The organism is Sphingobium sp. YR768, from assembly GCF_900111125.1.
In the GTDB taxonomy this organism is placed as follows: Bacteria; Pseudomonadota; Alphaproteobacteria; order Sphingomonadales; family Sphingomonadaceae; genus Sphingobium.
Map to the genome: position 1 here is coordinate 24813 of NZ_FOGE01000031.1, position 23769 is coordinate 48581.

The window sequence follows — 23769 nt, forward strand, 5'->3', positions numbered from 1 at the left end:
GGCATGAACGCACCTTCTGCCTTTACCGCCAAGCGCCGGTCCCGCTGGATCAGCATTCCGATCAAGATCGTCCTGGGCTTCGTCGCCCTGTCGATATTCATGGTCGTGGTCTATCGCTTCGTGCCGCCGCCCGTGACCTGGACGATGCTGCTCGACCTCAATGGCATCACCAAGGACTGGACCAGCCTGGACGACATCGATCCGGACATGGCCCGCGCGGCAATCGCCGGGGAAGACGGCAAATTTTGCAGCCATCACGGCTTTGATGTGGATGCCATCGCCAAGGCGGCGATCCACAATGCCAGCGGCGGACGCATTCGTGGCGGATCGACCATCAGCCAGCAGACGGCCAAGAATGTCTTTCTGTTTCAAGGCGGCGGCTTCGTCCGCAAGGGGCTGGAGGCCTGGTTCACTGTCCTGATCGAAGCGATCTGGGGCAAGAAGCGCATCATGGAAGTCTATCTGAACGTCGCGGAGACCGGCATCGGCACCTATGGTGTGCAGGCGGGCGCGATCCGCTATTTCCATCATGGCGCGGGCAAACTGAGCCGCCCGGAAGCCGGTCGCATCGCTGCCGTCCTGCCGCTGCCCAAGAAGCGCGCAGCGGTGGCGCCCAGCGGGTTCACCCGGCGCTATGGCAACACGATCGCGGCGCGGATCGGGGTGGTCCAGCGCGACGGACTGGATAGCTGCTTGCGATAAGCCTTCCCCTTAACTTCGCATATTTCCCGCAGATTTTGACATAATATTACGTAGCATTGATCCTATCGGAAAGTGGTGGCTGGACATGCCCCATCATAGGGCCGGGCCTTCCGATAGGACATCATAGCCCGCCGGGCACGACCGACACGCAACGAAAAAGGGCGGGGATTGCTCCCCGCCCTTTCTGTTTGGCGCGGATCGGTAAGGATCAGAAGCTGACGTGCAGCGAACCCGACACGGCTCGCGGCGAGCCGATCTGAACGAAGCCCGGATTGGCATAGGTGCCAGTCGAAGAACCCGTCAGATTGACGGTCTGGTTCAGGTTGCCGCCGAACCCACCGACATAGAATTTGTCGAACAGGTTGCTGACGTTCAGCTGGAACCAGGTGCCGGGAGCGCCGAAATGTTCGAGCGAGAAGCGAGCATCGAGATCAACCAGCGTGTAGGCCGGAGCTGCGGCGCCGTAGATCTGCACCGGAGTCAGCGCAGCAAGAGTGTTGCGATAAGTCGGCAGATTGGTGTCATAGACATAACGCTTGCCGGTGCGCTTCGCCTGGATACCCAGCGTCACGCCTTCGACGTTCACTTCGCCACGAGCACCCAGCGTGTAGACCGGCGCACCGGATTCGCGCTTGCCAGCAGTCGCCGCATAGACCGGATCACCGGCTGTAGCACAGCCCGCAACGAGCGATACATTGGCCGGGCAAACGCCAACCTGAATGTCATCCTTGATCTTCGACTTCAGGTACGAACCGAAGACATACATCGTGAAATACTGCACCGGCGTGTAGCTGATGCTGCCGTCGAAGCCATATTTCTCGACAGTGCCCAGGTTACGATAAACGGCGGCGTTCAGTTCCGGATCATAGGACGAGGCCAGACGGTTCTTGTAGTTGGTGTACCAGAAGGAGCCCTGAGCCTGGAACTTGCTGGTGGTGTAGCGCGCACCCAGATCGAAGCTGTCGGTGGTTTCCGGTGCCGGGTTGGCGCCTTCCGAACCGCGAGCGAAGTAGAAAGCATTGTAGAGCGAGTCAGTGCCAGGCACCGAGAGGCCTTTGCTGTAGTTCGCGAATATGCTGGCTTCCGGCGTGATCTTGAAGTTCAGACCAACGCTCGGCAGCAGCTTGTCATATTTGTAGGTGCGCTTCTGCGGTGCCGCCCAGGCAGGGTTCAGCGTGCCAATGTTGCTCGGGATATCGGCGCCGGTGCCGAAACATTCGACAAAGCCCGAAGCGCTGCTGGTGAAGCAGTTGTTTTGCAGCTTGCGCTTGAAGAACGGCGCACGCAGGCCAGCCTGAACGGTCAGGCTTTCGTCCAGGAATTCGCCCAGATATTCGGCCGAGAACTGGTTCAGGATCGCGTAGGACAGACGATCACGCTTCTGGAGGATGTTGCCGGCAGCGTCGAGCTGCGGATCATCGACCGGGAAGTAGGCCGTACCGATGCCCGAAGGAGCGACGAGACCGACTTCGCCGGTCTGGCGATGGCGGCCATGATCGAAGGTATAGGCAACACGAATGCGATGATGCTCGTTAATGTCATAACGCAGCGAACTGATCACGGCGAAGCGATCAGTCGTGGTCTGGCTGGGTGCCAGCACATTGACCTGGTCCAGCATGTCGCCGTCGCCATTGAGGTCACGCCCGAAATAGGGAGCGCCACCGAAATAACCGACCATGTTCTGGACATTAGCAGCACCCGAAGCCGGGTTGATGTCGTAATAGCCTTCACGGGCGGTCGCGGTGCCCCCGCCATTAGCCTTCACATATTGATAGCTGGGGTCAACCGTCAGCACCAGGCCATCGGCCAGGGTGAAACGCGAGTTGATACGGATGTTGCCCGTGTCCGACGGATTGTAGCGATAGTCGAACAGGGTGCCGCACGAACCAGCGGCATCGGCGACGCCGGCATTTGCCGTCGGTGCGGTGCAGGACAGGCTGTAGAAGCGCTCGTCCTTCGTGATCGGGAAGCGGTTCGACGAGGCCGATCCAGCAACGCGACCCTGATCGGTGTCGGTGCGCAGCGGCAGCGAGCCGAAGAAGTTGTTGCGGTTGGCGTTCCAGTGACCGGCGATCGACACGAAATCGCCATTGCTGCCGATCGGCTGATAGATTTTGCCGTTATACTGCTGCTTGTCGATCTTGCCGAGATTGTTGAACGGCACATCGTTGCGCGTGGTCGAGGCCGAGAACCAGGCCTTGGTGCCGAACGGCGTGAACACACCCGTTTCAACCAGACCGAACATACGGAACATGTTATATTCGCCGGCGGCGCCGACCATCGTCACCTTGAAATCGTCCGAACCATTCATCGAACGATAGTTGACCGTACCACCCGAGGCCGCAGCGGTCGGGCTGTCGACGTCGGTCGAACCCAGATTAACGTTCACTTCCTCAATCAGTTCGGGGTCGAGCTGCTGGTTGGAGTAGATGGCATAGTTGCCGGTGTCGTTCAGCGGCATGCCGTCGAAGGTCAGCGAAACGCGATCCGGGCCGAAACCGCGAATGTTCAGCGTACCACCAGCCGAACCATAAGGATCGTTATTCTGGAAGCTGACGCCCGGGATCAGGTTGATTGCGTTCAGGATGGTGTTGCCCGAACCCTGCTTCGAGATGATTTCCTGGGTGAGCACACCCTTGGCCTTGGTAACATCAGGCAGGACAACCCCGCCGATGCCGTTAGCGGCCTTCGCACCGGTCACGACGATCGTGTCTTCGAAATCCTGCGAACCGGTCGACTGCGCGAATGCGGCGCCCGGAAGCGCGATGGCGGCGAATGCGACGCTGCCCATCAGAAAATTCTTCATGTGACCCTTGTCCCTTTTCAAGAGTGGCGCGAGCAGCGCCCTGTAGTGTGATGCTCTTTCAAGCCGGAGCCACCCATTGGCGGCGTCTGGCGAAGGCCCTGTGATGCTCTGATTGCATATTTGTTACAATGCATGCACGGGACCGTCACATTCCTCTCCCGCCCCGTGAATCTGCCTTTCGGGACGCGCTGCATCTGTCGGTAATATATTGAATTTTAATGACTTATTTTGCCGAGTAGCGCATAATTTAACGGTGGTGCAATTTTGCAACGCAGCGAGATTTTTTGTGCACCGCACGCAGACATAACGAAAAAGGGGCTGGCGATCGCTCGCCAGCCCCTTTGTTAATCAAGCGCTTTTCGCGAAAAAGATCAGGCCGCGTCTTCGGCTCGTTTCTTTTCGCTGAACACGCGAATCGGTTCCTTGGTGCCGGCGACGACATCCTTGTCGACCACGACTTCGCCCACACCCTCCATCGAAGGCAGGTCGAACATGGTGTCGAGCAGGATCGCTTCCAGGATGGAGCGAAGGCCACGCGCACCGGTCTTACGCTCGATCGCCTTCTTGGCAATCGCCACCAGTGCATCGTCAGTGAAGCTCAGCTCGACATTCTCCATGTCGAACAGCTTGCCGTACTGCTTGACCAGCGCGTTCTTCGGTTCGCCCAAAATCTTGACCAGGGCCGAAACGTCGAGGTCTTCCAGCGTCGCGATGACGGGCAGACGACCGACAAATTCGGGGATCAGGCCGAATTTGAGCAAATCTTCCGGTTCGCTGGACTTGAGCAGTTCGCCAGTCTTGCGCTCTTCAGGCGCCGCGACATGGGCGCCAAAGCCGATCGACTTGGCTTCCAGACGGTCGCCGATGATCTTTTCGAGGCCCGCAAAGGCGCCGCCGCAGATGAACAGGATATTGGTCGTGTCGACCTGAAGGAATTCCTGCTGCGGATGCTTGCGGCCGCCCTGCGGCGGAACCGAAGCGGTGGTGCCTTCCATCAGCTTGAGCAGCGCCTGCTGCACCCCCTCGCCCGACACGTCGCGCGTGATGGAGGGGTTTTCCGCCTTGCGGCTGATCTTGTCGATTTCGTCGATATAGACGATGCCGCGCTGCGCCTTCTCGACATTATAGTCGGAGGCCTGAAGCAGCTTGAGGATGATGTTTTCCACGTCCTCACCGACATAGCCGGCTTCGGTCAGCGTGGTGGCATCGGCCATGGTGAAGGGCACGTCGAAGGTCTTCGCCAGCGTCTGCGCCAGCAAGGTCTTGCCGCAACCGGTCGGGCCGACGAGCAGGATGTTCGACTTGGCCAGTTCCACGTCGCCCGGCTTGGAGCCATGGTTCAGGCGCTTGTAATGATTGTGGACCGCCACCGACAGCACGCGCTTGGCGCGCTTCTGGCCAATCACATAATCGTCCAGCACATCGCAGATTTCCTGCGGGGTTGGCACGCCGCCATCCTTTTTGCCGACGAGACCGCCCTTGGTCTCCTCGCGGATGATGTCGTTGCACAGTTCCACGCATTCGTCGCATATGAACACGGTCGGTCCTGCGATCAGCTTGCGCACTTCATGCTGCGACTTGCCGCAGAAGGAGCAGTAAAGCGTGCTTTTCGAATCCGAACCGGTAAGCTTAGTCATTCGCCATTCTCTCTTCCCCCCCGCTTTACAGTCACCAGAGACGCATTCGGTGAGGGATTTTCTGGTCCAAAGGCCACTCTAGACCGTGGCACGCCCGTTCCACAAGAGGTGAAAGTGACGCACCACGGTAAAGATAGTCTTTAAGCCTCTGTCGTTTCCGCCGCGGCCGGGCGGCGATCGAACACTTCGTCGACCAGACCGAACGCCTTGGCTTCGTCCGCTTCGAGGAAAGTGTCGCGGTCCATTGCCTTCTCGACTGCTTCCAGCGTCTGGCCGGTATATTTGACGTACAGGTCGTTCAGACGGCGACGGATGCGCAGGATTTCCTTGGCCTGGATCTCGATATCCGACGCCATGCCCTGTGCGCCGCCCGAGGGCTGGTGCACCATGATGCGGGCATTGCCGAGCGCGATCCGCTTGCCCGGCTCACCGGCGGCCAGCAGGAAGCTGCCCATAGAGGCGGCCTGGCCGATGCAGACGGTGCCGACCTGCGGACGGATATATTTCATCGTGTCATGGATCGCCATGCCGGCCGTCACCACGCCGCCGGGCGAGTTGATGTACATCCAGATGTCCTTCTTCGGATTTTCCGATTCGAGGAACAGAAGCTGGGCAACGATGAGCGAGGCCATATGGTCTTCGACCTGGCCGGTCACGAAGATGATCCGTTCACGCAGAAGCCGCGAATAGATGTCGAAGCTGCGCTCGCCGCGGTTCGACTGTTCAATGACGATGGGGACCAACGCGGCCATGGGATCGGACATGATATCAGTCATTTTGCTCTTTTCCGGGTAGTTGCTTTTGCCCAGTCCCTACATCGGGACAAAAAGCGAATGGTTCAAGGGGGAACGGACGTCCCCCGGCGTGCTTAATCGCGGCGGGCGAAATCGGACGGCGCGCGGAAGGCCAGATAAGCCAGACGACGCACCTCTCGACGCCCGCGCACAACGGTATCGAGGATGAGGCCGCACATGCCGGACAGGGTGGCGAGAATCATCAGACCCGTCACCAGGATCGCGGTCGGGAAGCGCGGCACGAGGCCAGTCTTGAGATAGGTAACGATCAGCGGCACCGCCAGCCCCAGCCCCAGCGCCGCAAGGAAGGCGGCGATGATGCCAAAGAACAGGATCGGCCGCTCGATGCGATAGAGGGTGATGATGGTGCGCAGGATGCGCCAGCCGTCGCGATAGGTGCTGAGCTTGCTGACCGACCCCTCGGGGCGGGCGCCATAGGTCGTCATGACTTCCGACACCGGCATGGCGAGTTCGAGCGCGTGGACGCTGATTTCCGTCTCGATCTCGAAACCGGCGGACAGGACCGGGAAGCTCTTGACGAAGCGGCGGGAAAAGACGCGATAGCCCGAGAGGATGTCGGTGAAGCTGCGGCCGAACAATTGCTTCAGGAGGCTGGTGAGCGCCCAGTTGCCGAAGCGATGGCCACGGCGATAGGCCGCTTCCACCTCGTCCCGGCGACAGCCCACGACCATGTCGAGATTGTCCTCCAGCATGGCGGCAACCATCTTCGGCGCGGCGGCGGCCTCATAGGTCGCGTCGCCATCGGCCATGATATAGATGTCGGCATCGACGTCGGCGAACATGCGGCGCACGACATGGCCCTTGCCCTGCTGGCCGACGCGGCGGACGATGGCGCCCGCACCGGCAGCCAGTTCGCGACTGCCGTCGCTGCTGTTATTGTCGAAGACATAAATGTCGGCGGCGGGCAGTGCGCGGCGGAAATCCTCGACCGTCTGCACGATCGCGCCCGCCTCATTGTAACAGGGCAGGATCACCGCGACGCGCGGGGCGACCATGGCGGCTTCGCTATTCACTGCGGGAAATTCCTTCATCGCCTTTTCATGCCCTGCCCGGTTTCGGCACAGACATGGCGCATCATCCTTAATATTTCATCTGCCATGCCTTCGCCGACATGAAAAGCGCCCGCGCTTCACAGGGAAGCCGGGCGCTCATCATATCGGCAAGGATAAGGCTTATTCGGCCTTGGCAGCAGCCTTCTTGGGAGCAGCCTTCTTCTTGGGCTTCTCTTCAGCGGCCGCTTCGTCAGCCGTTTCGGCGACGGCTTCTTCCTTCTTCGCAGCCTTCTTGGCAGCAGGCTTCTTGGCGGGGGCCTCTTCGGCTTCCTCGGCCTTCACCTCTTCAGCAGCCGGCTCAGCTTCAGCCTTCTTGGCTGCCTTCTTCGCCTTAGGCCCTTCGGCCCCGCTCAGGACAGGCTTTTCGTCATGATGGTCGTAGCCACAGTTCGGACCATGAACGTGGGGCTTCAGATCGCCATCTTCGGCTTCGATCGCGGCTTCCAGCTCTTCACGGCTGACGGCGCGGTCGGTGATTTCAGCCTTTTCGAACAGGAAGTCGACGACCTTGTCCTCATAGAGCGGGGCGCGCAGTTGGGCGGCGGCCATCGGGTCCTGACGGACATACTGGACGAAGCGTTCGCGGTCCTGCGGGCTGTACTGCTGGGCAGCCTGCATGATCAGACGGTTCATCTCCTGATCGTTGACCACGACGCCATTGGCCTGGCCGATTTCCGAGAGGAGCAGGCCAAGGCGGACACGACGCACGGCGATGGCGCGATAGTCTTCCTTCTCGGCTTCCATTTCGGCGAGGGCCGCGGCGGGATCTTCCTCGTGACCGGCTTCATGCTGAAGCTGCTGCCAGATTTGTTCGAATTCGGCTTCCACCATGCTGGGCGGCACGTCGAAATCATGGGCAGCGGCGAGCTGGTCGAGCAGCTTGCGCTTCATATAGGTGCGGGTCAGGCCGTTATGTTCCTGCTCGATCTGCCCCTTGAGCAGTTCCTTGAGCTGGTCCAGACCTTCTAGACCCAGCGACTTGGCGAACTCGTCGTCCAGCTTGGGCTTGTCGGCGTCCAGGATCGACTGAACGGTGATGTCGAAGGTCGCGGGCTTGCCGGCCAGATGAGCGGCGCCATAATCTTCGGGGAAGGTGACTTCGATGGTCTTCTCGTCGCCCTTCTTCACGCCAGCGAGTTGCTCTTCGAAGCCCGGAATGAACTGACCAGCACCGATCTTGAGCTTCACGCCTTCGGCCGAACCGCCTTCGAACACTTCGCCATCGACCTTGCCGACGAAGTCGATGGTCAGCGTATCGCCGTCCTTCGCCTTGTGGCTGTCGGCATATTCTTCCAGCGCGCCCTGCTGGGTGGCGATGCGGCCGGCGGCCTCATCGACCTGTGCATCGGCGACTTCGACAGTCAGGCGTTCCAGCGTGATGCCTTCGATGCTGGGCGCTGCGATATCGGGCAGCACTTCGAGCGCAACCTTGATCTCGGCGTCCTTGCCGAATTCAAAAGCTTCGTCCAGCTCGACCGAAGGCTGCATAGCGGGGCGCAGCTTCTGGTCGGCGATCAGCTTCTGGATGCTTTCCTGAATGCTGTTGTTGAGCGCGTCGCGCTGAAGCGATTCGCCGTGCATCTTCTTCACCAGGTTGGCAGGCACCTTGCCAGCGCGGAAGCCGGGCATACGCACCTGCGGTGCGATCGCCTTCACTTCCTTTTCCACGCGGGCGTCGATATCCTTCGACGTGATGGTTACGGTGTAGGCGCGCTTCAGGCCCTCGTTCAACGTCTCGACAGTCTGCATCTCTTCTCTCAAACGCTTTCTTCAGCTGAATTTCGGTGGCGCTGCCGCGGTCGGCATACTGGTGCGGGCGAAGGGACTCGAACCCCCACATCTTACGATACCAGAACCTAAATCTGGCGCGTCTACCAGTTTCGCCACGCCCGCATCGGTCGCCGGTCGGCGCGGCATAGAGAAAAGCGCAGTCATAGGCAAGACATACTGGTGCAGCGCACGGAACCGCCCTGCCCGGCCATGCGTAGCCCATATCTATAGTAGCAGGAGAGACAGAGATGGCCACCCGCCCAGATACCGGCCCCGATGGCGTGCCGCCGCCCGACCGGATCATGCCGCAATCGCCCGACGAGATCCCCACGCCCGACCAACCGGTCGAAACGCCGATGACCCAGCCCGATGAAATCACGCCGGTCGGCCCGGATTATGATCAGCCCGATTCAGCCCCTGCCGAACTGCCGCCCCCTCCAGACTGAAGCGGATGGCACATGATCCGTGCGTGGAGTGTGACATATCCACAATTATTTTACGTCAATCGGAACATTTTTATTAGCGTTACAAATTATGGCTCCCGCGCGTCTGGACAGGCCCCTGCATCCATGATTGAAATATGACAAAGAAAAGAAGTCGGGAGAGGCGCGGCTGACAAATAAGGGGGTCAACGTGCAACGGGTTCGCGCTAAACTGGAATGGTTCAAGACGGTAATTTTGCCACAGGAAGCTGCGCTACGCGGTCGCCTGCGCCGCATATTACCGTCTACGCATGAACTGGAGGACATGGTCGCCGAGGTATTGGCTCGCGCCTATGCCACGGAAAACTGGGAGAATGTGACGACGGGTCGAGCCTATCTGTTCACCATCGCACGCAACCTGGTGATCGACACCGCCCGCCGCAACAAGGTGGTGAGCTTCGAGACCATCGCCGACCTGGAATTGCTGGGTGGCGAGAATAATATCGAGGCCCAGTTGCACGCCCGCGAAGCCCTGCGTCAGGTCGAGGCGATCGTCGAGTCGCTGCCCACCCAATGCCGCCGCGTCTTCATTCTTCGCCGCATCCACGAAAAATCGATGCTGGAAATAGCGGAGGAGATGTCTCTGTCCGTTTCTACTGTTGAAAAACATCTGGCCAAAGCGATCGCAATAGTTATGCGAGCCTGGGCGGAACGTGAGGAAACGGACTTCGAACGTGCGGGCGTCGGAACCAAGTTCAAGCTGCGGGATCAGGGACGCGATCGAAGCGGAAGCCGCGCGCCTGCTGGCCAAGCTTAACAGCGACCCCAGCCCCGAAGAAGAAGCCGAAATTTGCGAGTGGATCGAATCCGATCCACGCCATGCCGTGGCTTTCGCCCAGGCCGAGTTTGCCTGGGAAGCGGCCGAGCGCCTGAAGAGCGCTGCGGCCGAGATCACCCTGCCCCCGCTGCAACAGATTGTCAGCGAAGAACAGCAACGCCGCCTGTCGCGCAACATCATGGTTGCCGCCGCCGTCGCCGTGATGCTATTCATCGTCGCCGCGATCGTGACCGTCCGCACATTCAGCGGCGTCGACCGTTACGAAACGCAGGTCGGCCAGATGCGCGACATCGCGCTGAGCGACGGATCGATCCTCCATCTCAACAGCGACAGCGAAGCGGAAGTCCGCTTCACCGACAATGGCCGCAAGGTGCGCGTCTTGAAGGGCGAGGCGTCCTTTGATGTGGCGCATGATAAGAGTCGCCCCTTCGATGTCGAGGCCCGATCGGCCATCATTCGCGCCGTCGGCACTGCCTTCAATGTACGGATGCGTCCTTCGATCATCGAACTGACCGTGACCCAGGGCACTGTCACCGTCCATTCGGGCGGCAGCATGGGACGGAAGGTCGCGGCCGGCAGCGGCGCGGTGATCCAGCCCCGCAGCATCGATCTGACCCGGCTTGGCCCCAAGCTGATCGACCAGCGCACAGCATGGCGTTCGCAGATGCTGGAACTGGACGGCGAAACGATCGAGCAGGCGGCGGGCGAATTCAACCGCTATCGCAAGACGCCGATCCTGATCGGCGACGCGCGGGTATCCGCGCTGCGGATCGGCGGCCGTTTCCGCACGACGGACAGCCGGGAATTCCTCTCGGCGCTGCAAATGAGCCTGCCGATCCGCGCCGTGGATGGCGAGGATGGTTCAGTCATGCTGCTGTATCGCGATGACGAACCTGTGGCCGAAAGCAACGACGAAGGCTGATCGGGCAAAGCGAGGCCGCTAAAGCGGAGTGACTTCATCTTGAATCGTCATTGCGAGCGCAGCAAAGCAATCCATGGGTGCGCCAGTGGATTGCTTCGCTGCGCTCGCAATGACGGCATGGGTTCACTTCCGTTCGTCCCGAATTGCGCGCGTCCTTCGATAGGCTCTGAACGAACGGAGTTACCGCATTACATCGCGTTATCGGCGGCGTTCAGGGCGTCTTCGAAGGTTTCGGGCAGCGGCGGTTGCACCGGCTTGTCGCAGCCAAATTCCTTCATATGGGCGCGCAGGGCATCCATGCGGCCCAGGTTCCAGCGGGCCAGCGGCACGCCCAAAGGCCGAAATTCGGCACGATCGAACAGTTCGACGACATAGGACTGGCACAGGCTGTCCACCTGATCGAGGGTCAGCATCCCCAGATTCATGACCATCGGCTTGCCGGGAACCCCGTTGCGGCCGCGCACCAGATCGGTGACATACAGGCCGCCGCGCGGATCGATCAGCACGACATCCGCCTGGCTCGAATCGATCAGCTTATGGCTGGCGGCATAGGGCGCGACGAATTCATGTGTGCGCCAGACCAGAAAGGCGCTCGACAGCATAGTGATGGCGAGGCCAATGAACAGGGGGCGCAAGGCGCCTTCCGGTCGGAAGCGCGCCCAGCCCAGACCCGCAAGCAGGCAGAAGGGACCGATAAAGCCATGGGCATAGCGGAAGCCCCAGCCATAGCCCTGCGCCAGCGCCAGCATGCACCCCGCCAGACAGCCCAGCGCCAGCGGCAGGGCGATTTCCTGCCCGGCCAGCGCGCGTCGCCAGCGCATCGCCGCGATGCCAAGGGCCGCCAGCGGCACCATCAGGATATTGTTCCAGGCGACATAACGGCTGATATTCACCAGCGGCTGCCACCGATCGCCGAGGCGCTGGAACAGACTGCCCACCTTGTCCGCCACCCCCGCCGAGGGGCGAACATCGGTTGGCGCGCCCAGCGCATGGAGCAGGAATTCCGGCCAAATCTTGGCCCAGAGGATGACGACGGCAACCAAAGTCAGCGCGTGGAAGATCGCCACGCTCCAGCGGCGCGCCAGCAACATCCACAAAATGAAGGGCGCGATGAAGATCGGCGGGAAATGCCATTGGTGCAGCCCCGCCGCGACCAGCGCGACGACGCCGGCGCTCAGATGGCCGGCCACACCGCCGCGCAGCACCAGCGCCAGCCAGACCATGTTGAGCGCGAAATGGCCGGTCATGGCATAGGGCGTCATCGCCGTGACCCAGAGCTGGCTGGAGGACATGCCCAGCAGCACCGTCAGCCATACCGCGTCCGGCCGATCCGGCATCAGGCGCAACGCCACGCGCCACAGCGCGAACAGCCCGGCCATCAGCAGGACGGGCCCGGCCAGGTTGGGATCGCCCAACTGCCAGAAAATCGCCTGAATGGCGCTGTTCACCGGCAGATAGGCGGCGGTCCAATAGTCAGCCGCGCCGAAGGGCGAGAAAAATTCGGGCATGATCGCCCGGCGATAGGGCTCCCATTCGATCGGGATCGGCCGGGCGAACAGGCCTTCGCGCATATAGGCCGCGGCGAAGCGGGCGACTTCCTCATCCCGGCTGATCGCATAATCCTGAAACAGCGCATAATGGCCGGCCCAGGCGGCAAGGCCCAGCAGGACGATCAGCGGCACGACGATACGCGCGGTGGGCCGGGGAAGCGAAAAGCCCTTCCCTTCCGCCCAGGGCGCTGCCAGCGCCAGTAGCAGCAGCGACCCCATGAGCGCTGGAAAATCCTGATCCAGCAACAGGATGACGGCCAGACTGACGCCCTGCCGATAGGTCACGTGCCAGACGAATGTCACCCCCAGCCACAGGGCCAGGCCGATCGCCCCCGCCAGAAACAGGCGGCGCGCCTGAACGGAGCCGACGGCGGACATCATCCTCACTCTTCGACCAGCGCCCGGTTGACGAAGATGCCGTCCATTTCGACGAGCAGCGGGAAATGCCCTTTATTATTGGCGAAGAAGGCGGACGGCAGGAAGGCGCGTGCCTCCAGCCAGTCGATCATCGCGCGATAGCCGGTGCCGCCTTCGTAAATGGGACGCACGCCCAGTTCCGTCTGCACGCCCAGCATCCTGCCCAGCACGTCACCCGCGCCTTCGCAGACCGACAGGTCATGGCCCTGCGTGTCCATCTTCAGAAATGGCCGGGCAAAGCCATATTGCGCGACCAGTTCGGGGAGCATGGTGTCGAGGCGGCGGCATTGCATCTCCACCGTCTTCGTCACCTTGTTGCGATCGGCGAAGATGGCGTCCTGTTCGCCCGATGGCTTTTTCAGCGAGCTGAACTGGTCGGCGGCCATGATGTTAAAGCTGGCGGTGCCATCGAAATCGGACAGCGCCATGTTGAAGACATGCCAGTTGCGGTCGGACGCAGCGGCCTTCTGCAACAGCGCGAACACGTCCGGGTTCGGTTCGAAGGACAGGATCAGGCCCTTATAGCCCACATCCTTGCGCAACATGGTCGCATATTGGCCGCGATTGGCGCCGACATCGAACAGGCAATCAACCGCGAAGGTCGACAGGAAGCGGCGGAGCGCCTGCACTTCGGGATATTGGTGGACGCGGCCCGCCAGAGCGAGGCGCAGCGCCAGCTTGCGGTCGGCCAGTTCGCGCAGATAGCGGTTCATGCGCGCCCGGCCAGCACGGTTTCGTAAATGCCGATCGTCGCCACCGCCATATCCTTCCAAGACCCCATTTCTTCGCCATAAGCCCGCGCGCGGGCGCCATATTCCTGCCTGATGGCCCTGCTTTCGATCAGCGGCAAGAGGGCCTGGGCAAGGGCGGGTGCATTTCCCGCCGGCGCGCGCACCGCAACTCCGTCCGGCAACTGCCCGAACATGCCCGCGTCCGACGTGACCATCGCCTTGCCATGGTGCAGCGCCGACAGGAAGGCGCCGCTCGAATCGATGTGGCGATAGGGGAAGACCAGCATGTCGGCGCGGGCCATATGCGCGTCCAGCCGGCCTTCGGTCAGGAAGCCGAAATCGGTGATCAGGCGATCGGCAAAGCCCGCCTGCGTCACGCTGTCGATCAGGGGCGCGACGTCCATGAAGGGCTTGCCCGCCAGCACCAGTTCGAAGCCATGGCCCGCGCGCCAGAGGTGCAAGCAGGCTTCGATCAGCAGGTCGACGCCCTTATAGGGGCGGATCGTGCCGAAGAAGAGCAGGCGCGGCAGGGCTGGCAGGGTGATGGCAGCAAGGTCTTGCGAGGATGCGCTGGCAAGGCGCATCGGGGGATGCGGCGTCACATGGATGCGCGCGGGATCGACGCCCTGCCCCACCAGCGCGGCGCGGGTCGTGTCGCCATGGACGATGAGCGCGTCGAACATATCGAGCAGCGCGCGATAGCCGCGCCCCTGCAAGCCCGCATCGGCATGATAGGCGTCGGCATTATGGACGGTGTGGACCAGCCCCACCTTGCCCTTCAGCCGGTTCAGCATCAGTCGGTCGGCGGGCGCCAGCGGCAACCACTGGACATGGACCAGATCGGCGGCGGTCAGCGGCGACAGGTCGCCCAGCGCGCAGGCAAGGCCATATTCCGCCGCCTTGGCAAGGCGGAAGGCGCGCCCTTCGCCCAGCCGATCGCGCAGCGCTTCACTCTGGCGGAAGAAATGCGGGTGATACGCATAGCCCTGCGGCGCGATGGCATCGGTCGCGCGCATCGGGCGGCCGAGCAGGCTGACCGATGCCCCCTGCCCCGCCAGCGCCGCGCACAGGCTGTCGTCATAGCGCCCGGTAAAGAGCGACGGATCGAGCATGGCGACCTTCATCGACGGACCAGCCCCCTGAGCGACAGAAGATGCAGCCCCGCCACGCCCACCAAAGTAAACGCGTAGAGCGCGAGAAAGGCCAGATCGAACCGGTCCGGCCAGAGCAGCATGGCCAGCGGCGCACTGGCCAGCGATCCGGCGAGGAACGGTAGCGACCGGGTCAGCAAGGCACCGAAACGCCCCAGCGCCGCCTGCACATAGACCGACACGCACAAGATGGTCAGCGCCGCCAGCGCCAGTATAATCAGCGCCAGATCCGCCCGGTCGATCGTAGCGCGACCATCGAACAGGATCGTGAACAGCCGGTCGCCCGCCAGTAGCAGCACCGCCGCCAGCCCCACGGCAAAGACCATCGCCGCGCCGATCGCCCGGCCCAGCAATTGCCGCAGGCGCGCCGTTTCCGCCGCATGATAGGCGCGGGTGATGCGGGGCAGCGCGGCCTCCACCATGGCGCGCACCAGCATGGACAGCGAACGCGACATCTTGAAGAAGAAATCGAAGACCAGCATCGGGCGCGGATCGGCGGTCGCGGCCGCGATGGTGAAATAGGGCGCGTTATAGGCGATGATGTCCGACAGGGTGAAAGCCGCCGACGCCCCGATATCGCGCAGATAATGGGCGCGGACATGCCCGCCGCCAACGCGGAAGGCCAGCCAATGCCGCCGCTCCATCCCCAGCCGGCGATGGACATGAACGATGGCATAGCCGATCACCATGATGCTCACGACCAGTTGCAGCGCCAGCGACAGCCGGGGATCGAGGCCCGCCAATATCGCCAGCAACAGCCCGATCGTCACGACGCGCCGGGCGCAATCCACCGCCTCCCACAGGAAATTGCCGTCCACCGCCGCCAGCGCCCGCTTGGCGAGCAGCGCCGGCAGATTGAGGCAGGCGGACAGGAAGAAGAGCAGGAACAGCAAGGGCATGCCCGTCGCCAACCAGCCCATCGCCAGCGCGCCGATCAGGATCAGCGTCCCGCCCGCGACCAGCAGGCCGAGGAAGAGGAACAGCACGCCCATTTCCTCCAGCCGGAAACCGCCATCCGCCTGCGCCTGACCATTGCCCAGCCAATGCTGGCGCAGCCGCGCATAGATGATGCTGGTCAGGCCGAATTCGGCCGAGATGGTGAAATTGCCGAAGGCGACGAGCAGCAGGAAGGACTGGAATTCCCCGATCGGCAGCGCCCGCACGAAGACGAAGGTGACGGCAAAGCCCCAGACCAGCACCAGCCCCACATTGGCGAGTTTCACCAGGGCCAGGATGCGGGCGGAACCCTCCATCCGTGCAAGGCGGCTCACCGCGCGGCGGCCTCGGCCGGTTTGCGGGCGCGGAACAGCCGGTCGTCCAGCGCATAGAAATGGCTGGTGTCGGGATCGATCGATGCGGCGTCGATTTCCTCCAGTTCGAAACCGGCGGCGCGGATGCGATCGGCGAAATCCAGGCCATATTGGCGGACATGGTCCCACTGGCCGAAGCGCCGTTCGCGTTCGCGCGGGGGAATGTCGAAACTGCCGTCCTCGGTCGGCTTGTCCCACAGCGGCACGATCAGCCAGGCTTCGCCGCCGGGCTTGAGCGCGCGCAGGATGTTGCGCAGCACGACCATGTCGTCAGGCACATGCTCCATCACATGGCTGGCGTAGAACAGGTCGAAACGATCGGTGTCGCTGAGTTCCATCAGGTCTACGCGGTGCATTTGGGGCACCGTGTAGCGCGACGGATCGAGATCGGCCGGGACATAATCGGCAGCGACACAGAAGCGCTTGACCAGACTGGCTTCGTTCGGCGCCATATGCAGGATCGCACCCTGCGCCGGGACGGTCAGCACGCCCTGTCCGATCAGCCAGTTCATCAGCCGCTCGCGCGGCGACGCGCCACATTCCGGGCAGCCCCATTCGCCATTGTCGCCATAGCGGAAGAAGCCCACCACGGTCAGGCCGCAGGCAGGGCAACCGCGCGTGGCGCGCGCGCCCAATGCCTTGCGCAGCTTGAGCGCGGTTCTGGTCAGATGCTTGCCGGCGGCCTTGGCCACCCGCTGGACAGTAATCACCTATTGCTCCGATCAAAGCGGGATCGTGAAGCGCGCGCTATACTATATGCGCCGCGATATGCGAGGGGGCATGTGCAGCAATCAGCCGAGCAGATCCCGCACCAGCGCCGGCACCAGTTCGCTGGCCGGGCCAAGGCGCGTTTCATCAAAATAACTGCTACCGGCAGACGGATCGAGATTGAGTTCCAGCGTCTGCGCCCCGGCATGGCGCGCCAGTTGCACGAACCCGGCGGCCGGATAGACCGCGCCCGACGTGCCGATCGACACGAACAGGTCCGCATCGCTGATCGCCGCGTCGATAGCCTCCATATGATAGGGCATCTCTCCGAAGAAGACGATGTCGGGCCGCAGGGCGTGCTGCCCGCATCCGCCACAGACCGAGCCGGGCGGCAGCGGATCGGCCCAGCCGACGGCCTTGCCGCAGCCCGCGCAGAGCGCCGATTTGAGTTCGCCATGCATATGGATCAGCCGCCTCGCCCCGGCTCGTTCATGCAGGTCATCGACATTCTGCGTGACGATCATCAATTCGCCGGACCATGCGGCATCGAGCGCGGCCAGCGCCTGATGCGCGGCATTGGGCTGCACCTGCGCCAGCTTCGCGCGCCGCTCGTCATAGAAGCGATGCACGAGCACCGGATCGCGCGCGAGCGCTTCGGGCGTGCAGACATCCTCGACGCGGTGCCCCTCCCATAAGCCATCCGGCCCACGAAAGGTGGCGAGGCCGCTTTCAGCGGAAATGCCGGCGCCGGTGAGGATGACGATGTTGTAGATGTCAGTCATGGCGCGGCTTTCAATCGATGCGCCGGAGCGCTGATGGCGGGACATGGGCCGTCAGCCATACACCATTGCCCGACAGGAAGAAGGCAGCGCCATCTTCAACAAGTTTTCCGGTGTTCACTTGCAGGATGACTGGCTTGCCTCGACGAATGCCGACATTTCGAGCCGTTTCTATGTCTGGCGACAAATGCACATGATGCCGGGCCTGCGGTAAAAGTCCCTGAACAAGAATCGATTCCACAAAGCGATCCACCGTCCCATGAAACAGCGTCGGTGGCGGATCAGCAGGTTCCCAATCGGCTACAACTGTTACCGAATGCCCTTGCCGCGCCCTGATGCATTCCAGGTCAGCCGAAAATTCAAAGCGTTTCTTATCACTGCCCATGACAACCATCGACAAATGTTCAAATGCGTCAGGCAATCCTTCAGCCTTCAATGCCTCCAGAACCGCTTTCGTGGCTACCCACCCTTCCCCATCCATTTTCAGGTTCGCCGCTTCGGGGCTATGCCGAAGCCAGTAGGAAAGCGTTTTCGATGTTTTCTGCAATTCGCTCATGGTTCAGCAGCTTAGCGCAAGCCATCTGGAATAACAGTCACCCGAAAGCGAATGCTTGACGCCATGGGCAAGCCAAGAAAGAATGACGCGCAATAGCATGGCTTGAAAATGGGTCGCACATTTCGGAGCTTATCCTCGATGTTGACACCCGGTGATCCCGTTCCCGCCTTTCATGTTCGCAGCCTTTCGAACCCGCGCTATGCCTTTGGCAGTGCGGCCGGACGTTATATCGCCGTCACCTTTCTGGCGAGTTCGGCCGCGCCCGGCGCCGCATCCTTCTTTCGGCAGATGCAGGACGATATCGGGCCGTTCGACGATGAATTCGCCTGCGCCTTCATCGTCACCAACGATCCGCGCGATCAGCAATCATCCCTGTTTCAGGAGCGTTATCCGGGGTTGCGCATCTTCCTGGATCTGGACCGGAAGATGGCGGAATTGTTCGGATGCGCCGGAAAAGGCGCCGATGGATCGCCGTCGATCAGCCTGACGACATGGATACTCGATCCGGGCATGCGCGTGATCCAAACCATCCCCATCACCGACATGGCGACCCATCATGCGCAGATCCGCGCCGTGATGGAGACATTGACGCCCGCGAGCGAGGTCACCGACGGCTGGGCGCCGGTGCTGGCGGTGCCCCATATCTTCGAACCGGCGCTGTGCCGCGATCTGATGGCCTATGCCGATAGTCAGGGGCTGGAGGAAAGCGGCTATATGAACACCGATCCCGTGACCGGCGGCACGGTGCTGAAGGTCGATCATCGCCATAAGCGGCGCACCGATTGCGGGATCGAGGACCAAGCGTTGCGCGATGCGGTGCAGGCGCGCATCCACCGCCGGCTGGTGCCGCAGGTCCAGCGCGCCTTCCAGTTCACGGCCACGCGGATCGAGCGGCATATCATCTGTTGCTATGATGCCGGGACGGGCGGCTATTTCCGGCCGCACACCGACAATAGCACGCTCGGCACGGCGCACCGCCGCTTCGCGGTCTCGATCGGCCTGAATGCCGAGGAATATGAGGGCGGCGACCTGCGCTTCCCTGAATTTGGCCCGCGCACCTATCGGCCGACGACCGGCGGGGCGATCGTCTTTTCCTGTTCGCTGCTGCATGAAGCGCTGCCGGTGACGAAGGGTCGTCGGTTCGCGGTTCTGCCCTTCCTCTATGATGAGGCGGCGGCCAAGCTGCGGCTGTATAATGCGCGGCACCTGAGCGATCCGCAATTGCGCGACAGCGTGCTGCAATCGATCGGCGCGCCACGCGAGCACTAGAAGCAGGGCGGCGAGGGATGCTCGCCGCCCTGATCCTTCATTTCGGCAACTGGCTGTTGACCTTACCATCCAGCGGCGACTGGAGCAGAATGTACAGCGGGTCCTTGCCCAGCAGATCATTCTTCACATAGACGCCGGCCGCCTTGTCCGTGCCCAGCAGGCGCAGGCTGATGGGGGTCTTGTTGCGTTCCGGGGTCAGAACGCCCACGCCGATCAGCGAACTGTCCGAACCGGTGAGCTGCGTGCCGTTACCGACGCTGATCTTGACCGGCAGGTTCGCCAAAAGTCCCTGCGCCAACGCAGCGCCGGGCAAGGAAAGACCAAAAGCCACAAGGCAAATAGCTACGGTCTTTTTAACATGAGTCATACTTCTCTCCTTTGACTTACCGCTCCCCGAAAACCACCAATAATCAAACTAATCATTATGTTCCTTGTAAAAGATAGTTAAAAAATTGATAATTCCGGCACGTAATTTACGGAATTACTTGATATTATCTTTTAGAATTGATGTAAAAAATTACACATCTTTGCGAAGGTCGACTTGAACGACCGCGCGCCAAGGGATGACAAAGGCCGTGCGCTCTGGCATCGGCCGGTCATCACAGCAGGATGACGGGACGGACATGACAAGCATCGGCATTTTCGGCGCGGCGGGCCGCATGGGACGGGCGATCGCCCAGGTGGCGACCGAAGCGGGCCTGCCGATTGCGGGTGGCGCCGATCATAAGGACGGCGGCGAAATCGCGCCCGGCATCGCGATCGGCAGCGATCCGCTGGCGCTGGCCGAAGCGAGCGACGTGCTGATCGACTTTTCGGTCCCCGGCGCGCTGGCGGCGCATCTGGATGCCTGCATTGCCGCGCGCAAGCCGATCCTGATCGGCACCACCGGACTGGAAGCCGTGCATCATGCGCTGATCGACGAAGCGGCGCGGGTGATCCCGGTGCTTCAGACGGGCAACACGTCGCTGGGCGTCAACCTGCTCGCGGCGCTGGTGGAGAAGGCCGCGGCGGGTCTGGGCGATGATTGGGACATTGAGATCGTGGAAATGCACCACCGGCACAAGGTCGATGCGCCATCAGGCACCGCCCTGCTGCTGGGCGAAGCGGCGGCGCGCGGACGTGGCATAAAGCTGGCCGAGCATAGCGAGCGCGGGCGCGACGGCATTACCGGCGCGCGGGCGAAGGGCGCGATCGGCTTTGCCGCCCTGCGTGGCGGATCGGTTCCGGGGGATCATCAGGTGATCTTCGCGGCGGAAGGCGAGCGGATCGAGATCGGTCATCGCGCGGAGAACCGCGTCATCTTCGCGCGCGGCGCGGTGAAGGGCGCGCGCTGGCTGGCTGGACAGCCGGCGGGGCGTTACGACATGAAGGGCGTGCTGGGCCTGTGAACAAGGCCCAGATCTTCGACTTTTTCAGTCGGCTGGCGGAGGCCAATCCAGCGCCGGTGACGGAGTTGGAATATGGCAACCCCTACCAGTTGCTGGTGGCAGTGACGCTATCTGCGCAGGCCACCGACGTCGGCGTGAACAAGGCGACCCGCGCGCTGTTCCGCGAGGTGACGACGCCGCAGCAGATGGTCGATCTGGGCGAAGAAGGGTTGAAGCAGCACATCAAGACGATCGGCCTGTTCAATACGAAGGCGAAGAATGTCATCGGCCTGTCCGAGATACTGGTCCGCGACTTCGGCGGGGAAGTGCCGCAGGATCGCGACACGCTGACCACCCTGCCCGGCGTCGGGCGCAAGACCGCCAATGTCGTGGTCAACACCGCCTTCGGGCAGGAGACGTTCGCGGTCGACACCCATATCTTCCGCGTCGGCAACCGCACCGGACTGGCGCCGGGCAAGACGGTGCTGGCGGTCGAGGAGAAGCTGGAGAAGCACGTCCCCGGCCCGTTCCGCCGCGATGCGCATCACTGGCTGATCCTGCATGGCCGCTATGTGTGCAAGGCGCGCAAACCCGAATGCTGGCGCTGCATCGTGCCCGACCTGTGCCGGTTCAAGCCGAAGACACCAGCCCCCTCGGCATCCAAAGCCGCCTGAACGCGCAGATCCGTTTTCGTGCGGTTAAGCTGATCCGGGCTATGAACAGACGGAAGCCCCCGATGCGTGCCGTCGATTCGGTACGATATGAGGAGAGAGACATGATCGTTCGTCGTCCCGTCCGTTTTGCGCTGGGCCTTGGCCTGGCCTGCATTGCCTTCCCCGCCATCGCCAAGGACAAACCTGCCGATCCCTATGTCGCCGTGGGCAAGCCGGTGGACTGCATCCAGATCCGCTCCATCCAATCGACCAATGTCCGCGACGACAGCACGATCGATTTCGTGATGAATGGCAAGAAGGTGTATCGCAACAGCCTGCCCAATAGTTGCCCCAGCCTGGGCTTTGAAAAGCGCTTTTCCTATCGCACCAGCATGTCGCAGCTTTGCTCGGTCGATATCATCACCGTGCTGTGGAATGCCGGCCCCGGGCTGCAACCGGGTGCCAGTTGCGGCCTTGGCAAATTCCAGCCGATGGAAAAACCGGCAAAATAAGATTGGGTGCAAGCCAATTTGACGCTGGCGCGGGACAAAGGACTTTGCTAACCGCGCTTCCTGACCAGCGTCATGCACCCATAGCTCAGCTGGATAGAGCGTTGCCCTCCGAAGGCAAAGGCCAGTGGTTCGAATCCACTTGGGTGCACCACAAGCCATTTTTAGCCCTTATTTTCTGGCGTTTTCGAAGCAAGTTTGTCTAACCCGGTTTCTTGGTTAGACAAATCAGCCCGGATCATCGCCGCCATGGTCTGGTCAGCCAGCAAGACTTGATCGGCATCGCGCGTGTAACGCGATATCTCCGAATCGGTCGTGTGGCCGGTTATCGATTTGATCGACTGGTTCGACATACCGATCTCTGCCATGCGCCGAGAGGCGGCTTTGCGCAGCCCGTGCGCAGCGCACTTTTCCAGCCCGGCCTCATCGCAGCGCTTGCGGAACCAGTTACCAAACCCATTCGCGGTGAAAGGCTTCCCGAACTCAGTAACCAGATATGCAAGCTGGCCGGATGGGCAAGCGGCAATTGCCGAAGATAGGCGCGGGTGGATTGGGATGAAAAGCTCTTTCCCGGTCTTCATCTGCTTCACACGGATGCGGCCGTTCTTGACGTGCTGCGGCCCCATCGTCACCACGTCTGAGCGACGTTGCGCGGTGTATAGCAGAAGGCAGAGGGCAAGGTGCGCCTTAGAGCCAACAGGATGCTGGGCAACAAAAGCGTCGATCTCTTCCTCTTCCCATGTGTGGAAGCCAGTGCCTTTCGATTTGGGCGGCTTGACGGCCTTGGCCGGGTTATCTTTCCGCATGCCCATCAGAATAGCGTAATCGAATAGCTGGCGCAGGCGCTTGAGCAAGATCGCGCCGGCTGTTGGCGTTTCGTGCATCTTTTCCATGAGCCGGGCGATATTCTTCGCAGACATCGTGGCTACTGGTCGATCGCCATATTCTGAGCGGAACCGTTCATAGGTGCCGCGATAGACGCGCCGGGTGCTTTCCTTCGGGATATTGGCCCAAGTCGTGCTGCGATAATATTGCGCGATCAGGTCATTGAAGGTGCCAGGCATGAGCCGATCGACGCCAACAGTGAGCTTCTCGCCATTCTTGAGGGCGAGATATTCTTTCCAGAAATCATCGCTACCGACTGGGTGGCTGATATATTTGGACGGGAATCCTGTGCGACGGAACCGCAAGCGAACCTTGCCATGCCGGTCACGAAACTCGGTCACAAATGGGGGTAGCCCCTTCGTCACTCTAGGTCTTCCCATCCCTCGCCATCCCTGCGCCGAATCGTCTGCTCGGTCAGGATCACGATTTTTCCATTCGGGTCTATCTCGACACGGATTTGCTCAAAGCCAGCAGCACGCATCCCCGCGGCGGCTCGCTTGATGTCCGACTGCTTGAAGCGCGCTGGGACGCCCATCTCACCCCTCCCCTTTCAAAGCGGCGTCGATCGCAGCTTGTACAGCGTTGCCGTTCGGGGCCGGTATCCACCAAAGATACTGCTCATCATCCTCGTCAAACGGCCAACCACCAGTCTGCTGCGCCGGAAATTCGAACTGCTCGCGACCGATGTAGATCTCCACCAGCATCGTCCGGCCGAGACAGACCGGCGAACCGAAATAAGGCGGCTCGCTGATCGGATGACGATACCAAAGCACATCACCATCCTCTTCGGCCCAGCTATGGAAGTGGCGGGGTGTTGGCTGGACTTCACTCATCCCCAGCCTCCGCTCTTGCGCGCAATGCGGCGGCGCATAGGGCGAGCGCGGGGGTGGCGGCCAGCCCATGCTCTGTGCTTTCCATGG

24 protein-coding genes and 2 tRNA genes are annotated in these 23769 nt (G+C 61.7%); 9 read left to right on the forward strand and 17 right to left on the reverse strand.

The annotated features are described in order from the left end of the window. Window positions 1-3: 3 nt before the first annotated feature. The gene (gene mtgA / locus BMX92_RS22345; protein WP_093020670.1) at window positions 4-702 is read left to right on the forward strand and encodes a monofunctional biosynthetic peptidoglycan transglycosylase; all 699 of its coding nucleotides are present in this window, start codon (window positions 4-6) and stop codon (window positions 700-702) included. A gap of 208 nt (window positions 703-910) precedes the next feature. On the opposite strand, the gene BMX92_RS22350 is transcribed toward mtgA, so the two are convergent. From BMX92_RS22350 to BMX92_RS22375, 6 genes are all read right to left on the reverse strand, one after another. After that, complete coding sequence (locus BMX92_RS22350) at window positions 911-3508, reverse strand: TonB-dependent receptor (protein WP_093020671.1); 2598 nt, start codon at window positions 3506-3508, stop codon at window positions 911-913. A gap of 371 nt (window positions 3509-3879) precedes the next feature. Beyond that, window positions 3880-5145 carry an ATP-dependent Clp protease ATP-binding subunit ClpX gene (clpX, locus tag BMX92_RS22355; protein WP_093020672.1) on the reverse strand — a complete coding sequence of 422 codons (1266 nt, stop codon included), beginning with the start codon at window positions 5143-5145 and terminating at the stop codon, window positions 3880-3882. A gap of 140 nt (window positions 5146-5285) precedes the next feature. Next, window positions 5286-5921, reverse strand: a complete 636-nt coding sequence (clpP, locus tag BMX92_RS22360; RefSeq protein ID WP_093020673.1) for an ATP-dependent Clp endopeptidase proteolytic subunit ClpP — start codon at window positions 5919-5921, stop codon at window positions 5286-5288. A gap of 92 nt (window positions 5922-6013) precedes the next feature. Further along, a complete protein-coding gene (locus BMX92_RS22365) occupies window positions 6014-6991 on the reverse strand; it encodes a glycosyltransferase family 2 protein (protein ID WP_093020674.1) in 978 nt (325 codons plus the stop codon). Between the two features lie 141 nt (window positions 6992-7132). Continuing rightward, window positions 7133-8761 (reverse strand): trigger factor, encoded by a 1629-nt coding sequence (tig, locus tag BMX92_RS22370; RefSeq protein ID WP_093020675.1) that lies wholly within the window; start codon window positions 8759-8761, stop codon window positions 7133-7135. Window positions 8762-8820: 59 nt separating this feature from the next. Then, window positions 8821-8905: transfer RNA gene (locus tag BMX92_RS22375), tRNA-Leu, on the reverse strand. Window positions 8906-9030: 125 nt separating this feature from the next. Here BMX92_RS22375 and BMX92_RS22380 point away from each other — a divergent pair. The 3 genes from BMX92_RS22380 to BMX92_RS22390 all read left to right on the forward strand — a co-directional run bounded on the left by BMX92_RS22380 (window position 9031) and on the right by BMX92_RS22390 (window position 10964). Further along, window positions 9031-9228 (forward strand): hypothetical protein, encoded by a 198-nt coding sequence (locus tag BMX92_RS22380; RefSeq protein ID WP_093020676.1) that lies wholly within the window; start codon window positions 9031-9033, stop codon window positions 9226-9228. Window positions 9229-9415: 187 nt separating this feature from the next. Then, the gene (locus tag BMX92_RS22385; protein WP_093020695.1) at window positions 9416-10021 is read left to right on the forward strand and encodes an RNA polymerase sigma factor; all 606 of its coding nucleotides are present in this window, start codon (window positions 9416-9418) and stop codon (window positions 10019-10021) included. Continuing rightward, the gene (locus BMX92_RS22390; protein WP_093020677.1) at window positions 9939-10964 is read left to right on the forward strand and encodes a FecR family protein; all 1026 of its coding nucleotides are present in this window, start codon (window positions 9939-9941) and stop codon (window positions 10962-10964) included. Before BMX92_RS22385 ends, BMX92_RS22390 begins: the two co-directional genes overlap by 83 nt. 188 nt (window positions 10965-11152) lie before the next feature. Here BMX92_RS22390 and BMX92_RS22395 read toward each other — a convergent pair whose 3' ends face one another. The 7 genes from BMX92_RS22395 to BMX92_RS22425 form a co-directional block, all read right to left on the reverse strand. Continuing rightward, window positions 11153-12895, reverse strand: a complete 1743-nt coding sequence (locus BMX92_RS22395) for an MFS transporter (protein ID WP_093020678.1) — start codon at window positions 12893-12895, stop codon at window positions 11153-11155. Between the two features lie 2 nt (window positions 12896-12897). Continuing rightward, window positions 12898-13644: an FkbM family methyltransferase gene (locus tag BMX92_RS22400; protein ID WP_093020680.1), complete on the reverse strand. Its 747-nt coding sequence runs from the start codon at window positions 13642-13644 to the stop codon at window positions 12898-12900. Further along, entirely contained in the window at window positions 13641-14786 is a 1146-nt protein-coding gene (locus tag BMX92_RS22405) for a glycosyltransferase family 4 protein (protein ID WP_093020681.1), read from the reverse strand. The genes BMX92_RS22400 and BMX92_RS22405 overlap by 4 nt, the downstream gene beginning before the upstream one ends. Further along, window positions 14783-16066, reverse strand: coding sequence for a hypothetical protein (locus tag BMX92_RS22410; protein WP_093020682.1), 1284 nt, complete (start codon window positions 16064-16066; stop codon window positions 14783-14785). The genes BMX92_RS22405 and BMX92_RS22410 overlap by 4 nt, the downstream gene beginning before the upstream one ends. A 14-nt stretch (window positions 16067-16080) precedes the next feature. Next, window positions 16081-16833: a methyltransferase domain-containing protein gene (locus BMX92_RS22415; RefSeq protein ID WP_093020683.1), complete on the reverse strand. Its 753-nt coding sequence runs from the start codon at window positions 16831-16833 to the stop codon at window positions 16081-16083. An 81-nt stretch (window positions 16834-16914) separates the two neighbouring features. Beyond that, a complete protein-coding gene (locus BMX92_RS22420) occupies window positions 16915-17613 on the reverse strand; it encodes an NAD-dependent deacylase (protein WP_093020697.1) in 699 nt (232 codons plus the stop codon). Between the two features lie 10 nt (window positions 17614-17623). After that, window positions 17624-18166, reverse strand: a complete 543-nt coding sequence (locus BMX92_RS22425; protein WP_093020684.1) for an RNA 2'-phosphotransferase — start codon at window positions 18164-18166, stop codon at window positions 17624-17626. Between the two features lie 138 nt (window positions 18167-18304). Here BMX92_RS22425 and BMX92_RS22430 point away from each other — a divergent pair, with 138 nt between their 5' ends. Further along, entirely contained in the window at window positions 18305-19435 is a 1131-nt protein-coding gene (locus BMX92_RS22430; protein ID WP_093020685.1) for a 2OG-Fe(II) oxygenase family protein, read from the forward strand. Between the two features lie 37 nt (window positions 19436-19472). Here BMX92_RS22430 and BMX92_RS22435 read toward each other — a convergent pair whose 3' ends face one another. Further along, complete coding sequence (locus tag BMX92_RS22435; RefSeq protein ID WP_143066845.1) at window positions 19473-19802, reverse strand: hypothetical protein; 330 nt, start codon at window positions 19800-19802, stop codon at window positions 19473-19475. A gap of 256 nt (window positions 19803-20058) precedes the next feature. On the opposite strand from BMX92_RS22435, the gene dapB reads away from it, so the two are divergent. The 4 genes from dapB (at window position 20059) to BMX92_RS22455 (ending at window position 22118) form a co-directional block, all read left to right on the forward strand. After that, complete coding sequence (dapB, locus tag BMX92_RS22440) at window positions 20059-20823, forward strand: 4-hydroxy-tetrahydrodipicolinate reductase (RefSeq protein ID WP_093020699.1); 765 nt, start codon at window positions 20059-20061, stop codon at window positions 20821-20823. Then, on the forward strand, window positions 20820-21476 hold the full coding sequence (nth, locus tag BMX92_RS22445) for an endonuclease III (protein WP_093020687.1): 657 nt from the start codon (window positions 20820-20822) through the stop codon (window positions 21474-21476). The genes dapB and nth overlap by 4 nt, the downstream gene beginning before the upstream one ends. 101 nt (window positions 21477-21577) lie before the next feature. Further along, entirely contained in the window at window positions 21578-21967 is a 390-nt protein-coding gene (locus BMX92_RS22450) for a hypothetical protein (RefSeq protein WP_177185207.1), read from the forward strand. A gap of 74 nt (window positions 21968-22041) precedes the next feature. Then, window positions 22042-22118: transfer RNA gene (locus BMX92_RS22455), tRNA-Arg, on the forward strand. Between the two features lie 10 nt (window positions 22119-22128). Here the strand turns inward: BMX92_RS22455 and BMX92_RS22460 are convergent. The 3 genes from BMX92_RS22460 to BMX92_RS27045 are packed head-to-tail and all read right to left on the reverse strand — an operon-like array spanning window position 22129 to window position 23682. Next, complete coding sequence (locus BMX92_RS22460; RefSeq protein ID WP_256213555.1) at window positions 22129-23190, reverse strand: tyrosine-type recombinase/integrase; 1062 nt, start codon at window positions 23188-23190, stop codon at window positions 22129-22131. Window positions 23191-23210: 20 nt separating this feature from the next. Next, entirely contained in the window at window positions 23211-23384 is a 174-nt protein-coding gene (locus BMX92_RS27510; RefSeq protein ID WP_177185208.1) for a hypothetical protein, read from the reverse strand. 1 nt (window position 23385) lies between these two features. Continuing rightward, window positions 23386-23682 carry a hypothetical protein gene (locus tag BMX92_RS27045; RefSeq protein ID WP_143066846.1) on the reverse strand — a complete coding sequence of 99 codons (297 nt, stop codon included), beginning with the start codon at window positions 23680-23682 and terminating at the stop codon, window positions 23386-23388. Window positions 23683-23769: the final 87 nt, after the last annotated feature.

Bases quoted from the DNA above. Each gene is read 5' to 3' on its own strand.
- mtgA (WP_093020670.1), top strand. From the start codon at position 4: ATGAACGCACCTTCTGCCTTTACCGCCAAGCGCCGGTCCCGCTGGATC.
- BMX92_RS22350 (WP_093020671.1), bottom strand. From the start codon at position 3,508: ATGAAGAATTTTCTGATGGGCAGCGTCGCATTCGCCGCCATCGCGCTT.
- clpX (WP_093020672.1), bottom strand. From the start codon at position 5,145: ATGACTAAGCTTACCGGTTCGGATTCGAAAAGCACGCTTTACTGCTCC.
- clpP (WP_093020673.1), bottom strand. From the start codon at position 5,921: ATGACTGATATCATGTCCGATCCCATGGCCGCGTTGGTCCCCATCGTC.
- BMX92_RS22365 (WP_093020674.1), bottom strand. From the start codon at position 6,991: ATGAAGGAATTTCCCGCAGTGAATAGCGAAGCCGCCATGGTCGCCCCG.
- tig (WP_093020675.1), bottom strand. From the start codon at position 8,761: ATGCAGACTGTCGAGACGTTGAACGAGGGCCTGAAGCGCGCCTACACC.
- BMX92_RS22380 (WP_093020676.1), top strand. From the start codon at position 9,031: ATGGCCACCCGCCCAGATACCGGCCCCGATGGCGTGCCGCCGCCCGAC.
- BMX92_RS22395 (WP_093020678.1), bottom strand. From the start codon at position 12,895: ATGATGTCCGCCGTCGGCTCCGTTCAGGCGCGCCGCCTGTTTCTGGCG.
- BMX92_RS22400 (WP_093020680.1), bottom strand. From the start codon at position 13,644: ATGAACCGCTATCTGCGCGAACTGGCCGACCGCAAGCTGGCGCTGCGC.
- BMX92_RS22405 (WP_093020681.1), bottom strand. From the start codon at position 14,786: ATGAAGGTCGCCATGCTCGATCCGTCGCTCTTTACCGGGCGCTATGAC.
- BMX92_RS22410 (WP_093020682.1), bottom strand. From the start codon at position 16,066: ATGGAGGGTTCCGCCCGCATCCTGGCCCTGGTGAAACTCGCCAATGTG.
- BMX92_RS22420 (WP_093020697.1), bottom strand. From the start codon at position 17,613: ATGACTGACATCTACAACATCGTCATCCTCACCGGCGCCGGCATTTCC.
- BMX92_RS22425 (WP_093020684.1), bottom strand. From the start codon at position 18,166: ATGAGCGAATTGCAGAAAACATCGAAAACGCTTTCCTACTGGCTTCGG.
- BMX92_RS22430 (WP_093020685.1), top strand. From the start codon at position 18,305: ATGTTGACACCCGGTGATCCCGTTCCCGCCTTTCATGTTCGCAGCCTT.
- BMX92_RS22435 (WP_143066845.1), bottom strand. From the start codon at position 19,802: ATGACTCATGTTAAAAAGACCGTAGCTATTTGCCTTGTGGCTTTTGGT.
- dapB (WP_093020699.1), top strand. From the start codon at position 20,059: ATGACAAGCATCGGCATTTTCGGCGCGGCGGGCCGCATGGGACGGGCG.
- BMX92_RS22450 (WP_177185207.1), top strand. From the start codon at position 21,578: ATGATCGTTCGTCGTCCCGTCCGTTTTGCGCTGGGCCTTGGCCTGGCC.
- BMX92_RS27510 (WP_177185208.1), bottom strand. From the start codon at position 23,384: ATGGGCGTCCCAGCGCGCTTCAAGCAGTCGGACATCAAGCGAGCCGCC.
- BMX92_RS27045 (WP_143066846.1), bottom strand. From the start codon at position 23,682: ATGAGTGAAGTCCAGCCAACACCCCGCCACTTCCATAGCTGGGCCGAA.